Genomic DNA, 14,368 nt, shown 5'->3' with positions numbered 1-14,368 from the left:
CCCCCCGGCCACCCCCGCCGACCGCGCCCTGGCCTCCTGACCCGCGCCCGTCGGCTACCGCCCGCCGTCAGGCGGCGACCGGCTCGCGGGGAGCGGCGGCCGGGCTCTTGGCCTTCTGGGCGTACATGTCGACGTACTCGCGGCCGGAGAGCTCCATCACCTCGTACATGATCTCGTCGGTCACCGCGCGCTCGACGAACCGGTCACCGGCCATCCCCGCGTAGCGCGAGAAGTCCAGCGGCGCGCCGAACCGGATCCGCACCCGGGCGATCTTCGGGATCAGCTTGCCCGGCGGCTGGATCTCGTCGGCGTTGAGCATCGCCATCGGCACCACGGGGGCGCCGCTCTCCAGGGCCAGCCGGGCGACGCCGGTCTTGCCGCGGTAGAGCCGGCCGTCGGGCGAGCGGGTGCCCTCGGGGTAGATGCCGGCGATGCCGCCGGCGCGGAGCACCCGCAGCTGGGTGTCCAGCGCCGCCCTCGCCGCCCGGCCGCCCGAGCGGTCGACCGGAATGGTGCCGGAGCCGACGAAGAACATCTTCGTCAGCCAGCCCTTGACGCCCTTGCCGGTGAAGTACTCCGCCTTGGCGATGAACGTCACCCGCCGCTTGACGATCAGCGGCGTGAAGATCGAGTCGGAGAACGACAGGTGGTTGCTGGCGAGGATCACCGGGCCGGTGTCGGGCACGTGGTGCAACCCCTCGACCTGCGGGCGGAAGACCAGCCTCAGCAGCGGGCCGAGGAGGACGTACTTCATCAGCCAGTACAGCACCGGCGTCCTTTCCCAGAGTGGTCGCGACGCCACCGCGGTCGCGGTCGTGGGATGAGCCTACGAACCCGATGCCTGCCGCCACAACGGGCTCCCGGCCCGCCACGGCAGGGTCCATCCCGGACGCCGGGCCCGACCGGCGGGGACGTTCCGGGCCCTGCTCCAGCGCTCGCGGCGCCGCACATCAGCCCCACCACCACCGCCCGGAGGTACGTGAGCCGGCTGCTGGCCGAGCCGGACGCCCGGGACCGGTCACCGCTCGTCGTGGTGGCGTTCGAGAGCGGCCGGGGCCGGGCCCGACCCGGGCTGACCGGGCGGCCGACCGGGCCCGGTTGGCCAGCATTCAGCAAGAACGGACATAGAGCCCTCGGTCCCGACCTGCGGCAGGGCGCTGACTTCGTACGCCGCGCCACAAGGCACTCCCGGAACCGGGTCCCGACGTGTCACGATTCAAGGCACGGCGTCCGGGGCGGCGCCGAGGGGGCTCAGGCGACCGCGCCGCGGGCGCGTGATGAGGAGGATGTCCGGTGTCAGCGGGTGGTGCCCGCCGGGGACGGCGGGACAACGGGCTCGACGCGAGCGAGTACGCCGTCGCCGGCGACGTGGATCCGCGCGTCGGCGAACACCTCCTCGACGTCCTCGCCGCCGGCGGGATCGCCGCCTACCTGCAACCCTCGGCCGACCTGAACCCGGTGACCCGCACCACCACCGTCCCCGCCCGCCCCGTCGACCGGCTCTACGTCGACCGCTCGCACCTGACCACCGCCCGGGACTACCTGACCCAGCTCGCCGACGAGACCTCCACCGAGCGGCCCCGCGACGCCGAGCCGGACATCGACGCCGAGTGGGCGCGGATCGTCGCCGGATTCCACACCACCCCCGCGCCGGGCGACAACCCGTGGCCCGCCGCGGAGGACGTGGACGACCCGCCGGGGCCGGCCACGGGCCCGGTGACCCTCGGCGCGCCGGACGAGCCGTCCGGGCCGACCGCGACCGACGTGCGGCGGCTGCCGTACGCCGCGGACATCTCGGGGATCTCCGTCGGCCGGGCCCGTCAGGACGAGCCGTCGCTGCTGGACGGGCTGGACACCTTCGGCGCGGACCTGCCCGACGACGACGAGGCGGACGACGAGCGTTACACCCCGCCGCCGCCCCCGCCCCTGCCGCGCTTCTCCAAGTACACGGTGGTCGGCGTGCTGGCGATCGTGGTCGGCTTCGTGCTGTTCCTGTTCCCGTCGGTCTTCCCGATCGCCGACCCCTCGGTGGTGAACCTGTTCGGCTTCACCGGCATCCTCGCCGGTTTCGTCGCGCTGATCTGGCGGCTGCGCCCCGGCGGCGACGAGGACCACGACCCCGACGACGGCGCGGTCGTCTGACCGACGCCCCGGCCCCCGGCGTACGCTCCCCTCGATACCGGCTCGGGTCGCGGGCGCGCGGTGCCCGCATCTCGGGACGAGCGCCGCCCCACGCCGCAGACGTAACAGTGGTGTAACTTACTGTCAGTAGGAATACCGCTGTCCGTCACTCCCCTCCCTGACTGCCCGGTTGTTCCTCGCTCGCGGCGGTCACCCCCCTGCGATCGGAATGCCCGATATGCGACAGAGTTCCCTCGTAGTGGTCGCCAACCGCCTGCCCATCGACGACGGTGCGGCCCCCGACGGCGCGTGCGAATGGCGCCGGAGCCCCGGCGGCCTGGTCAGCGCCCTGCACCCCCTGCTGCGACACACCCCGGCGACCTGGGTGGGCTGGGCCGGCGGCACCGGGCCGGCGCCCGACGTGCCCGACGTCGACGGCGTCCGCATGCACACCGTGCCGCTCAGCGGCGACGACCTGCGCGACCACTACGAGGGCTTCGCCAACGCCACCCTCTGGCCGCTCTACCACGACTCCGTCGAGCAGCCGCAGCACCACCGGCGCTGGTGGGAGGCGTACCAGCGGGTCAACCAGCGGTTCGCCGAGGCGACCGCCCAGGTGGCCGAGCCCGGCGCGGTCGTCTGGGTGCAGGACTACCACCTGCAACTGGTGCCCGGCCTGCTCCGGGCGCTCCGGCCGGATCTGCGCATCGGCTTCTTCCTGCACGTGCCGTTCCCGCCCCCCGAGCTCTTCATGCAGCTGCCCCGCCGCGCCGAGCTGCTGCGCGGCATGCTCGGCGCCGACCTCGTGGGCTTCCAGCGGGCCCAGGCCGCGCACAACTTCGCCCAGCTCGTCGCCAAGGTGCTCGAACTCCCCGCCACCGACCGCCGGATCGCCGTCGACGACCGGGTGGTCCGGATCGGCGCCTTCCCCGTCTCCATCGACACCACCGAGATGGCCGCGCTCGCCGCCCGGCCGGACGTGGCCGACCGGGCCCACCGGCTGCGCCACGACCTGGGCAGCCCCGAGCAGGTCATCCTCAGCGTCGACCGGATGGACTACACCAAGGGCATCGAGCAACGACTCAAGGCGTACAGCGAGCTGCTCGCCGCCGGGCACGTCAAGGTGCGCGACACCGTGCTGGTGCAGGTGGCCGTGCCGACCCGGGAACGGGTCGGGCAGTACCAGATCCTCCGCGAGCGGGTGGAGCGCGAGGTCGGGCGGATCAACGGCGAGTTCGGCCGGGTCGGCGAGCCGGCGATCCACTACCTGACCCAGCCGTTCGACCGCGCCGAACTGGCCGCCCTCTACCGGGTCGCCGACGTGATGGCGGTGACCCCGCTGCGGGACGGCATGAACCTCGTCGCGAAGGAGTACGTCGCCGCCCGGGTGGACGACACGGGCGCCCTGCTGCTCAGCGAGTTCGCCGGCGCCGCCGCCGAGCTGCCGCAGGCGTACCTGGTCAACCCGCACGACCTGGAGGGGCTCAAGCAGGGGCTGCTCTCGGCGCTGCGGGCCAGCCCCGACGACGTCGGCGCGCGGATGCGGGCCATGCGGGCGCACTTGCACCGGCACGACATCCGGGCCTGGGCCCGCTCCTACCTCTCCACCCTCGACGAGAGCGGCTCGCTGCTGACCCGGCTGGGCGCCGCCGGCTGACGCCGGGGGTCAGGGCCGGCCGGGCGCCGCCGGGTCCTTCTCCAGCCAGTCCAGGATCGCGTCGACCGGCTCCCGCCACCGGGCGTCGAGCATCATGTCGTGCCCCATCCCGGGGAAGAGCAGCGGAGCCGAGCCGTACCGCCGGGCCGCCCGGGTCAGCGCCGCCGCCGGCACCACCCGGTCGTCCGGGCTGCCCAGCACCAGCACCGGCGGGTCGCCCACGGCGGGCTCCGCCGCCCGCCCGGTCAGCAGCTGCCACTGCGCCCGCCGGCCGGCCCGGCCGAGCCGGGAGACGTACCGCCGGGCCTCGGCCTCCGGCAGCTCCCGGCTGAACAACTGGCGACGGTGCAGCCGCAGCGGCCCGCCGAACACCGCCGGCAGCGTGCCGAGCGGGTTGCGGCGCAGCGCCGCGCCGAACGTCGCCCAGCCGCCGAGCACCGGCGCGACCAGCACCCCGGCCCGGGCCGGGTAACGGGCCAGCGCGTGCGTGACCACCAGGGCCCCCGCGCCGTGCCCCACCAGCACCGCCTGGCGCGGCAGGCCCGCCGCCACCTGGGCCACGTCGTGGGCGTACGCCCGCAGCGTCGCCTCCGGCGCCGGACCGCTGCCGCCGTGCCCGCGCAGGCTCAGCGCGTACGCCGGGAAGCCCCGGGACGCGGCGTGGCCGAGCCAGTGCTCGGCGAACGCCCAGGCGCCGTGCCCGAAGCCCGGCACGAAGAGCAGCGGCGGGCGCCCCTCCTCCAGCTCGGGGGCCACGCCGACCACCTCACGCCGGACCGGGCGGACCGGGCGGGCCCACTCCCGCCCCCGCATGACCCGCACCTTCACTTGTCCTCCAGGTCGTGGAGCGCGCGTTGGACGGCGCGCAGGTAGTCGGCGTGGCCCACCTCGAACCAGTGCCGGCTGCTGTCCTTGACGGGCCCGGAGTAGCGCTCCCCCGCCTTCGCCGCGACCCTGGCGGCGAAGGCCGCCGCCCGGTCGGGACGGGTCAGGCGCAGCCGCAGCAGCCGGGCGAAGAGCACCGTCTGCCAGTGCGACAGGGGCAAGATGCCCGAGTCCGGCTGCACCAGGCCGGCGACGGCGAGCGTCGGGTGGCCGGGGGCGAAGGCGTTGAGCCAGAGCGTGGGCCGGCCCGTCCCGCCGTCGTCGCCGAGCACCTTGGGGTCGAGGAACTCGAAGCGCGGCAGGTAACCGGTGGCGAAGACGACCAGCTCCGGATCGATCTCCCGGCCGTCGGACAGCTCCACGGCGTACGGGTGGAAGCGGGCGACGTCCGGCACCGGGGCGATCCCGCCGTGGCCCACGTAGTAGACGAGCTGGCTGTTGGCGATGGGGTGCGTCTCGTACACCCGGTGGTCGGGCTTCGGCAGGCCGAACCGGGTCAGGTCGCCGACGGTCAGCCGCAGCGTCCAGTGGTAGAGCCACTGCCGCACCCGCAACGGCACCCGCAGCGCCAGCAGCGCGTCGTTGACCTGGTCGGCCGGGCGGCCCAGGACGTACTTCGGGGCGTACCAGTAGCCCCGGCGGGTGGAGTGCCAGCAGCGCGACGCCTGCTGGGCGGCCTCGACGGCGATGTCGCAGCCGGTGTTGCCGGCGCCGACGACGAGCACCCGCTTGCCGCGCAGCTGCGCCGGGTCCTTGTAGGACGAGGCGTGCATGACCTCGCCCCGGAACTCCTCCAGCCCTTCGTAGCGGGGCAGCTTCGGCGACCAGTTGTGCCCGTTGGCGACCACCACCGCCGCGTAGCGGGAGGTGCGCTCCGGGCCGTAGCCGCCGGTGCTGCGGGTGGTCACGTCCCAGCGGTCGCCGTCGACCGGCTCGACCCGGACGACCTCGGTGCCGAACCAGACGTGCGCGCGCAGGTCGAAGTGGTCGGCGTAGCGCTCCAGGTATGACAGGAACTGGCTGTGGTGCGGGTAGTCCGGCCACTCGTCCGGCATCGGGAAGTCGGGGAACTGGGTGAACGGCCGCGACGAGATCAGGTGCGTGCTCGCGTACACCGGGCTGCGGTCGTGCCGCCAGTTCCAGGCCCCGCCGACGCCGGTCTCCCGCTCGTAGCAGTCGACGCCGAAGCCGTGCTCCTTGAGGTTCTTGATGGCGGCGAGCCCGCTGGCCCCGGCGCCGATGACGCAGACGGTGTCGCCCCGGTCGGAGACCGGCCGGCCGTCGCGGGTCAGGGCGAGCGTGCTCGCCTCCGGGTCGGGCCGGCCGTGGTCGGTGGAGGTGGACACCGGGGATCTCCTTTTGTGCGGCGCGAGGGCCGGGTCGCGCAGAATCCTCTCCACATCGGAGCGGGATGTCCAGCCCCGGGCGCGGAGGACGGTCAGTCGCCCCCCGGCAGCAGCAGGTCGACCAGGATCGGGAAGTGGTCGCTGGCCCGGCGGGTCTGCGGGGTGTCGACCACGTCGTAGTCGACCACGGTGATGCGCGGGTCGACGAAGAGGGCGTCGATCCGCCGCCGGGGGTTCGCGCAGGAGTAGGTGAGCCGGTCGGCCCGGTCCATCGCCACGGCGGCGTCGGTCAGCCCTCGCGCGATGGTGGCCCACGCGGGCCCGTCCGGCCCCTCGTTCAGGTCGGCCGCGGCGATGACCGGCGTGGCGGCGGCGTCCAGGTCACGCTTGAAGAGCGCGGCCTGCCCGGGCCGCTCCGCCGGGTCGGTGGACAGGTGCGACCCGGCCACGGTGAACCGGGCGCCGCCGGCGACCACGCACTCGGCGTACGCGGCGCCGCGCAGGTGCCGGCCCGGGGTGAGCGGGAAGCGCCGGCACCGGGTGGCCGCCACCCGCACCCGCAGGTTGGTCAGCAGCAGGTTGCCCAGCGCGGGCAGCCCGCCGGCTGCCACCACCAGGCCGAACGACTCGGCCAGCGCCGCGGACTTCTGCCGCCAGCGGAACCGGCGCGGCCCCTCCTGCACGACCACCACGTCCGGGCGGGCGGCGCGGACCACCGCGGCCAGCGCGGCCGTGTCGTCCCGCTGGCTGTGGATGTTGTACGACACGACGCGCAGCGGCACGCCCGGTTCCCGCGTCACCGGCACCGCCTCAGATCCGGCGGGCCAGGTCGGCGGCGCCGATGACACCGGCGGTGTTGCCCAGCTCGGCCGGGCGGATCTCGGCCACCGGCAGCCGGCTGCGCTGGGCGAGGGCGTCGGTGAACGACCGGCGGGTCGGGCCGAGCAGCAGGTCACCGGCGTCGATCACGCCGCCGCCGACGACGAGGACCTGCGGGTCGAGGATCTGCGCCATGTCGGCGAGGCTGGTGCCGAGCCAGCGCCCGACCTGGGCGAACGCCTCGGTGGAGACCGGGTCGCCGCCCTGCGCGGCGGCGGTGACCATGGGTCCGGTGACCGCCTCGGCCTCGCCGCCGGCCAACTCCAGCAGGGCCGTGGCACGGTGCGGCTCCTGCCGGGCGGCGGCGCGCGCGAACCGCACCAGGGCGCTGCCGCTGGCGTACTGCTCGATGCAGCCGAGCCGGCCGCAGCCGCACTGGTGGCCGTCGGGCACGGTGAGCATGTGGCCCAGCTCGGCGGCGATGCCGTTGGCGCCGCGCAGGAGTTCCCCGCCGAGAACGATGCCGCCGCCGACGCCGGTGCCGATGGTGAACATGACCATCGAGTCGTCGGCGTCGCGGGCCGCGCCGTGGCGGAACTCCGCCCAGGCGGCCACGTTGCCGTCGTTCTCCACGATCACCGGCAGGCCGGTCGCGGCGCTGACGTAGTCCCGCAGCGGCTCGTCGCGCCAGGCGAGGTTCGGCGCGAACAGCACGGTCGAGCGGCTGGCGTCGATCCAGCCGGCCGCGCCGATGCCGACCGCCTCGATCGACCGCCCGACGGCCAGCTCGCTGACCAGTTCGATGATGACGTCCCGGGTCTTGGCGACGTCGTCGGCGGGGGTGTCCCGTCGGGCCTGCACGAGGACCGTGCCGGCGGCGTCCACGACCCCACCGGCCACCTTCGTGCCACCGACGTCGACTCCGATGGTCAGCGTCACCGCTGCCACTCCCCTCTGCTGTGCTGCCCGCACCGGCGCCGCCGGGCGACCGGCGCGTGGTCGGGATGTGCGATGGTCAGGCTCCGTCGCCTGGTGGGTGCTCGCCCGCGTCACCGGGCACCCGCGAGGCGGGCACCACGGGACGGTCGGCGGACGTCCGCACGGTCGCCGCGGGGGCCGGCCCGGCGGCGTCGACGGGCGGTGCGGCGGCCGGGACGGCCACGTCCTCCGCCCGGGTGGCGGCGGACCAGACGTCCCGCTCCGCTGCCGGCTGAGAATCATGCCCGCTACGGGTGGCCTCGCGCCACACGTGGTCGTCCGCGCCGCCCGGCGAGCCGGTCGACGCCGCCGCGGCGGCCGGTTCGGCGGCGGGCTCCGGTGGAGCGAAGGCGCGCAGCAGGCTCGCCACCCCGGCGGCGAGGTCGCCGGCGCCGGTGGCGAGACGCTCGGCGAAGTCGGGACTCGGGTCGCGCACCGCCGCGATGCCGCGACAGACCGGACAGACGCAGCACTCGGGCGCGCCGGTGGCGAATCCGCCCCCGGACGCCCCGGCCGACCCGCCCGGCGCGGTGCTGTGACCGAGGACACCCGACACGATCCCACCGAGCGGACCCCACGGGCCCGTCGCGGAGCCGGCCGCGGCGAGCCGGGCGCCAGCCAGCAGCGTGGCGACCAGCCGTTCCGCCTCTTCCCGGGCCGAACCCGGATCCGTTGCACCCATGGTCGGCTCCTCTACCGTGCCGCCGGACGCGTCACTGCGCCGCACCGGGTGCTTCTACCCGGCGCTTGAGCTGCTTCAACGCGGTATCCATGATCATTTTTTCGGCCTTGCGGCGGAACATGCCGAGCATCCCCACGGAGAGCTCGACCTCCAGGGTGTAGGTCACCGTCGTCGTGCCGTCCGGGTTGGCCACCAGGTCGTACGAGCCGCGCTGGGACTTCTGCATCTTCGACGGCGCCACCAGGTGCCACTCGATCCGGGAGAGGTCCTCGGCGTACTCGTAGGCCAGCACGTACTCGTCGGCCATCACCCCGGCGTCGATGACGAACCGGACCTGGCTGGCGTAGCCGTCCTCGTACTCCTCGATCACCTCCGCCCGCCGCACCGCTTCGGTCCATTCGGGGTAGCTGGGGAAGTCGCAGATGACCGCCGCCACCCGTTCCGGTGGCGCGCCGACGACGATCGACTGGGTGGAGGAGTCCGCCATGGGGGGAGGCTACCCGGCGGTGGCCCCGTCCACGCCGCGCCGCCCCCGCACCCGGGGCGGGGCGTGTCCGCACGGGGGCGCGGGGCACGGGCCGACCTGCCTTTTCGGCCCGCCCGGCGGGGCGGGTAGGTTTCGACAGAGCCGACCCGTGGTGGCGGCCGGCACGGCCAGTGAGCACGAGGGAGTGCAGGTGCGCGAGTTCTCCGTCCCGCCGATCGTCACCGTCGGCGACGCGGCCAACCTCACCGATCCGGTCTGGGACAACGCCGAGGTCGCCCCGGACGCCGTCCAGTTCGTCCGCCCGACCCGGGCGGCGGACGGCGGGCAGGCGTGGGCCGACGTCACCTGCCGGCAGTTCCGCGACGAGGTCGTCGCGGCGGCCCGGGGGCTCGTCGCCGCCGGCGTCCAGCCCGGCGACCGGGTCGGCCTGATGAGCCGCACCCGCTACGAGTGGACCCTGCTGGACTACGCGATCTGGGCGGCCGGCGCGGTCACCGTGCCGATCTACGAGACCTCCAGCGCCGAGCAGGCCGCCTGGATCCTGGCCGACTCCGGCGCGGTGGCCTGCGTGGTGGAGAGCAACGCGCACGCCACGCTGGTCGCCGGCGTGCGCGACCGGCTGCCGGAGCTGCGGCAGGTCTGGCAGATCGACCTCGGCGGGGTGGACGAGCTGGTCCGGGCCGGCGCGACGGTCGACCCGGCGGAGGTCGAGCGGCGGCGCGCCGCCGTCGGCGCCGACGACCTCGCCACCATCATCTACACCAGCGGCACCACCGGCCGCCCCAAGGGCTGCGCGCTCACCCACCGGAACATGTACGCCGACATCGCCAACGCGGTGCCGGTGCTGCCGAACCTGTTCCGGCCGGGCGCGTCGACCCTGCTGTTCCTCCCGCTGGCGCACGCCTTCGCCCGGCTGATCCAGATCGGCGTGGTCCACGCGCGGGCCACCATGCGGCACTGCTCGGACACCAAGAACCTGGTCGCCGAGCTGCAGGAGTTCCGCCCCACCTTCGTGCTCTCGGTGCCCCGGGTGTTCGAGAAGGTCTACAACGGGGCGAAGCAGAAGGCCGAGGCCGAGGGCAAGGGCAGGATCTTCGCCCGGGCGGAGCAGGTCGCCATCGCGTACAGCGAGGCGCTGGAGACCTCCGGCGGGCCCGGCCTGGCGCTGCGCGCGCAGCACGCGCTCTTCGACAAGCTGGTCTACCGCAAGCTGCGCGCGGCGATGGGCGGCCGGTGCCGGGACGCCATCTCCGGCGGCGCCCCGCTCGGCGCGCGGCTGGGCCACTTCTTCCGCGGCGTCGGCGTCAGCGTCTGCGAGGGGTACGGCCTGACCGAGACCTCCCCCGCCGCCGCCGCGAACCTCCCCGACGCCACTCGGATCGGCTCGGTCGGCCGGCCCCTGCCGGGCGTGACGGTCCGGATCGACGACGACGGCGAGATCCTGATCTCCGGCGACCTGGTTTTCCGGGGCTACTGGCGCAACGAGGAGGCGACCGCCGAGGTGCTCACCCCGGACGGCTGGTTCCGCAGCGGGGACCTGGGCCGGCTCGACGACGACGGCTTCCTGAGCATCACCGGCCGGAAGAAGGAGATCATCGTGACGGCCGGCGGCAAGAACGTCGCCCCGGCCGTCCTGGAGGACCAGGTCCGGGCCCACCCGCTGGTCAGCCAGTGCGTGGTGGTCGGCGACCGGCAGCCGTTCATCGCCGCGCTGGTCACCCTCGACGAGGAGGCGCTGCCGCGGTGGCTGGCCGCCGCCGGCCTGCCGGCGGACACCCCGGTCGAGAAGCTGCACCGGCACGAGGGCCTGCTGGCCGAGATCCAGGGCGCGATCGACACCGCCAACCAGGCGGTCTCCAAGGCCGAGGCGATCAAGGTGTTCCGGATCCTGCCCCGCGACTTCACCGAGGCGACCGGGGAGCTGACCCCGTCGCTCAAGGTCAAGCGCCAGGTCGTGCACAAGTCGTACGCGGCGGAGATCGCCGATATCTACCGACGCTGACTACGATCCGTCACGTGCCCGCCTCGACGCCCTCCCCGCCCCACCCGCATCCCCTCGCCGCCGCGGCGCGCGTGGTCATGCTGGCGCTGGTCGCGGTCCTGACCCTGTTCGCCACGCGCGACCTCGCCCAGCTCTGGTGGGTCGCGCTGCTCGCCGCCGCCGGGCTGCCCGCCCTGTTGGCGCCCGAGCACCGGCTGGTCGGCCCGCTAAGCCGGGTGGCCGAGGTGGTGGTGCTGGGGCTGGCCGCGAGCCAGGTCGCCGCCGTGGCGACCATCGGCGGAGAGATCGGCGGGCTGGGCGCCTCCGCGGTGCTGCCCTACCTGGCGGTCCCGGTGACGGTCACCGCGCTGCGCCGCCGGTTCGCCGAGGGGGCCGCCCTGCTGGCGGTCACCGCGGCCACCCTGCTGCTGGCCGGCGCGCTCACCGAGGTCGACGGCGACCGGCAGATCGCCCAGCTCGGCTACCTCGCGGTCTGCGCCCAGTGGCTGATCCTGGCCGGGCTCGGCCTCTACGCGGCCAGCACCCTGCACCGGGTGATGCGGGTCCGCGACGAGGGCAAACCCCAGCCGTACGCCGAGGCGACCCGGCTGCTGACCCAGCTGCGCACGGTGGCCCGGCAGCTGCCCGGGGCCACCCTCGATCCGGGCGGCATCTCCGAGCACCTGCTGGAGGAGCTGCGCACGGTGGCCCGGGCCGACCGGGCGGCCGTGCTGTCGGCCAGCGGCGGCGGGCGGCTCGTGGTGCTCGCGCAGGTGGGCGTGGACCGGGTGGACTGGGAGACGACGCTGGACGCGGATTCGGCCATCGCCGACGCGTGGGCCAGCCAGCAGCCGCAGACCGCCGCCCGGTCGCAGGCCCGGTCGCACCGCGGCGGCGAGGTCTCCGCGCTGATCGTGCCGCTGGTCGCGGGGGTGCGTACGGTGGGTCTGGTGGTGCTGGAGGCGGACGCCGCGCAGGCGTACCCGGCCGGGGTGGTGTCCCGGGTGACCGGGCTGACCCGCCCGGCCGCGCTCCGGCTGGAGGCGGCGCTGCTCTTCGACGAGGTCCGCTCGCTGGCCACCAACGAGGAGCGGCAGCGGTTGGCCCGGGAGATCCACGACGGGGTGGCGCAGGAGCTGGTGATGGTGGGCTACGGCATCGACAACGCCCTGGCCACCGTGCACGACGACGCCGAGGAGACCGCCGAGAGCCTGCGCGCGCTGCGGCACGAGGTGACCCGGGTGATCACCGAGCTGCGGCTGAGCCTGTTCGAGCTGCGCAGCGAGGTGGACCGGCACGGCGGGCTGGCCGCGGCGATCGCCGAGTACGCCCGCACCGTCGGCGCCTCCGGCGGGCTGCGGGTGCACCTGTCCCTCGACGAGTCGACCGCCCGGCTGCCGGCCGCCACCGAGGCCGAGCTGCTGCGCATCGCCCAGGAGGCGGTCACCAACGCGCGCAAGCACGCCGGGGCCTCGAACCTCTGGGTCACCTGCGAGGTCGACCCGCCGTACGCCCAGATCGAAGTGTCGGATGACGGTCAGGGGATTGCTGACCAGCGCTCGGACGGGCACTACGGTCTTGCGATCATGGCCGAGAGGGCGGAACGTATCCGGGGCCGGTTGGAGATCAGGCCGCGGCAACCGAGCGGCACGACCGTGGCGGTGGTGCTCGGCTCCTCGCCCCGGCGCGATAACGTGCGCGGTAGCGCAGCGGCAGCAGAAGGGGAGTAACCCGAGGATGACCACAAGTCCGACACCGGCCACCCGTACCAAGGTCCTCCTTGTCGACGATCACGACCTGATCCGCAAGGGCCTGCGGCACGCGTTCGAGCGTGACCGGCAGTTCGAGGTCGTCGGCGAGGCCGCCACGGCGGCGGAGGGCGTGCGCCAGGCCGGTGCGCTGCAGCCGGATGTGGTGATCATGGATCTGCGGCTGCCCGACGGCAGCGGCCTGGAGGCCACCCGGGCGCTGCGCAAGTCGAGCGCCTCGATGGGCATCGTCGTGCTCACCATGTACGCCGGCGACGACCAACTCTTCGGCGCCCTGGAGGCCGGGGCCAGCGCCTTCGTGCCCAAGACCGCGCCGGCCGACGAGGTCGTCGCCGCCGCCCGGCACGCCGCCTCCTCCCCGAGCGCCTTCACCGCCGCCGATCTGGCCGAGGCGATGAAGCGCCGGCTGGCCCCGTCCGGGCCGCAGCTCTCCCCCCGCGAGGGCCAGGTGCTGCGGCTGCTCGCCGACGGGATGAGCGTGGCGGGCATCGCCAAGCAGCTCTTCGTCAGCGAGTCGACGGCCAAGACGCACATCTCGAAGCTCTACGAGAAGCTGGGCGCGGCCAACCGGGCGCAGGCGCTGATGACCGCGCTGCGGCTCGGCCTGCTCGAGGCTCCGGACGCCCCGAAGTTCTGAGCGCCGACTCCGTCGACGCACCACCGACAGGTCCGCGCCCGGCCGACGCCGGCGCGGGCCTGTCGTCGTATCGACCAGCGTCGTCACCTTCCCGGGCGGCGCGCTATGGTCTCCCCGGCGGTGAGCCGGCAGAATACCGGCGCGGGCAACGGCGTCCGCACCGCCGAGACGAGGGGTGAGCACATGCAGCGGCCGGACTGGGCACCCGACGAGATCGACATCGAGCGCCCCAGCGTGGCCCGCATGTACGACTACTACCTCGGCGGCTCGCACAACTTCGCCGTGGACCGGGCGGCGGCCCAGGCGATGGTGGCGGCCGTGCCGGAGGCGCCGCTGATGGCGCAGGCCAACCGGGCCTTCCTCCGCCGGGCGGTGCAGTTCCTGCTCGACGCCGGCGTCCGGCAGTTCCTGGACATCGGCTCGGGCATCCCGACCGTCGGCAACGTCCACGAGATCGCCCAGCGCGACGCCCCCGACGCCCGGGTGGTCTACGTCGACGTGGACCCCGTGGCGGTGGCGCACAGCCGGGAGATCCTCGACGGCAACGACCGCGCCGCGGTGGTGCAGGAGGACCTGCGCCATCCCGAGCGCATCATCGCCCACCCCGAGGTCCGCCGGCTGCTCGACTTCGACCAGCCGATCGCCGTGATGATCGTGGCGGTGCTGCACTTCGTGTCCGACGACGACCGGCCGGCCGAGCTGCTGCGCACGCTGCGCGAGGCGCTCGCGCCGGGCAGTTACCTGGTGCTCTCGCAGACCAGCGCCGACGGCCGCGCCGACGACGAGCGGGCCGAGGCCGAGCGGGTCTACCGGCGCACGGACAGTCCGCTGTGGATGCGCGGCCGGGGCGAGCTGACCGCCCTCTTCGACGGCTTCGAGCTGGTCGACCCCGGCGTGGTCTGGGTGCCGCAGTGGCGCCCGGAGACCGCCGACAGCGTCGAGGACGCCGAGCGGGCAGCCTTCATCGGCGGCGTCGGGCGGCTCGGTGGGTGAGCCGCCCGGGGCG

The 14,368-nt window shown here is 74.6% G+C and carries 13 protein-coding genes; 6 read left to right on the top strand and 7 right to left on the bottom strand.

Annotated features, from left to right (window positions below; all coding sequences use genetic code 11):
- Positions 1-67: 67 nt before the first annotated feature.
- Entirely contained in the window at positions 68-769 is a 702-nt protein-coding gene (locus ACSNOB_RS15610; protein WP_393103391.1) for a lysophospholipid acyltransferase family protein, read from the bottom strand.
- Between the two features lie 524 nt (positions 770-1,293).
- Here ACSNOB_RS15610 and ACSNOB_RS15605 point away from each other — a divergent pair.
- A complete protein-coding gene (locus ACSNOB_RS15605) occupies positions 1,294-2,142 on the top strand; it encodes a DUF308 domain-containing protein (protein WP_436687275.1) in 849 nt (282 codons plus the stop codon).
- A gap of 217 nt (positions 2,143-2,359) precedes the next feature.
- Positions 2,360-3,778: an alpha,alpha-trehalose-phosphate synthase (UDP-forming) gene (locus ACSNOB_RS15600; RefSeq protein WP_436687274.1), complete on the top strand. Its 1,419-nt coding sequence runs from the start codon at positions 2,360-2,362 to the stop codon at positions 3,776-3,778.
- 9 nt (positions 3,779-3,787) lie between these two features.
- On the opposite strand, the gene ACSNOB_RS15595 is transcribed toward ACSNOB_RS15600, so the two are convergent.
- The 6 genes from ACSNOB_RS15595 to ACSNOB_RS15570 form a co-directional block, all read right to left on the bottom strand.
- Positions 3,788-4,591, bottom strand: a complete 804-nt coding sequence (locus ACSNOB_RS15595) for an alpha/beta hydrolase (RefSeq protein WP_436687273.1) — start codon at positions 4,589-4,591, stop codon at positions 3,788-3,790.
- Positions 4,592-4,602: 11 nt separating this feature from the next.
- On the bottom strand, positions 4,603-6,009 hold the full coding sequence (locus tag ACSNOB_RS15590; protein WP_436687272.1) for a flavin-containing monooxygenase: 1,407 nt from the start codon (positions 6,007-6,009) through the stop codon (positions 4,603-4,605).
- A 92-nt stretch (positions 6,010-6,101) separates the two neighbouring features.
- Positions 6,102-6,809, bottom strand: coding sequence for an endonuclease/exonuclease/phosphatase family protein (locus tag ACSNOB_RS15585; RefSeq protein WP_436687271.1), 708 nt, complete (start codon positions 6,807-6,809; stop codon positions 6,102-6,104).
- 10 nt (positions 6,810-6,819) lie between these two features.
- Positions 6,820-7,767: an ROK family glucokinase gene (locus tag ACSNOB_RS15580; RefSeq protein WP_436687270.1), complete on the bottom strand. Its 948-nt coding sequence runs from the start codon at positions 7,765-7,767 to the stop codon at positions 6,820-6,822.
- A 76-nt stretch (positions 7,768-7,843) separates the two neighbouring features.
- Positions 7,844-8,488, bottom strand: a complete 645-nt coding sequence (locus ACSNOB_RS15575; protein WP_436687269.1) for a hypothetical protein — start codon at positions 8,486-8,488, stop codon at positions 7,844-7,846.
- Between the two features lie 31 nt (positions 8,489-8,519).
- A complete protein-coding gene (locus ACSNOB_RS15570; protein WP_393103375.1) occupies positions 8,520-8,975 on the bottom strand; it encodes an SRPBCC family protein in 456 nt (151 codons plus the stop codon).
- A 190-nt stretch (positions 8,976-9,165) separates the two neighbouring features.
- On the opposite strand from ACSNOB_RS15570, the gene ACSNOB_RS15565 reads away from it, so the two are divergent.
- The 4 genes from ACSNOB_RS15565 (at position 9,166) to ACSNOB_RS15550 (ending at position 14,355) form a co-directional block, all read left to right on the top strand.
- Complete coding sequence (locus ACSNOB_RS15565; protein ID WP_436687268.1) at positions 9,166-10,977, top strand: AMP-dependent synthetase/ligase; 1,812 nt, start codon at positions 9,166-9,168, stop codon at positions 10,975-10,977.
- A 14-nt stretch (positions 10,978-10,991) separates the two neighbouring features.
- Positions 10,992-12,686: a sensor histidine kinase gene (locus ACSNOB_RS15560; protein WP_436687267.1), complete on the top strand. Its 1,695-nt coding sequence runs from the start codon at positions 10,992-10,994 to the stop codon at positions 12,684-12,686.
- Positions 12,687-12,693: 7 nt separating this feature from the next.
- Entirely contained in the window at positions 12,694-13,362 is a 669-nt protein-coding gene (locus tag ACSNOB_RS15555) for a response regulator transcription factor (RefSeq protein ID WP_007072219.1), read from the top strand.
- A gap of 183 nt (positions 13,363-13,545) precedes the next feature.
- Entirely contained in the window at positions 13,546-14,355 is an 810-nt protein-coding gene (locus ACSNOB_RS15550; protein ID WP_436687279.1) for an SAM-dependent methyltransferase, read from the top strand.
- Positions 14,356-14,368 lie beyond the last annotated feature (13 nt).

The organism is Micromonospora sp. URMC 106 (assembly GCF_051386395.1).
Taxonomy (GTDB): domain Bacteria; phylum Actinomycetota; class Actinomycetes; order Mycobacteriales; family Micromonosporaceae; genus Micromonospora.
Note: the sequence above shows the minus strand (reverse complement) of the source record. Positions and strands in the feature narration are given on the sequence as shown.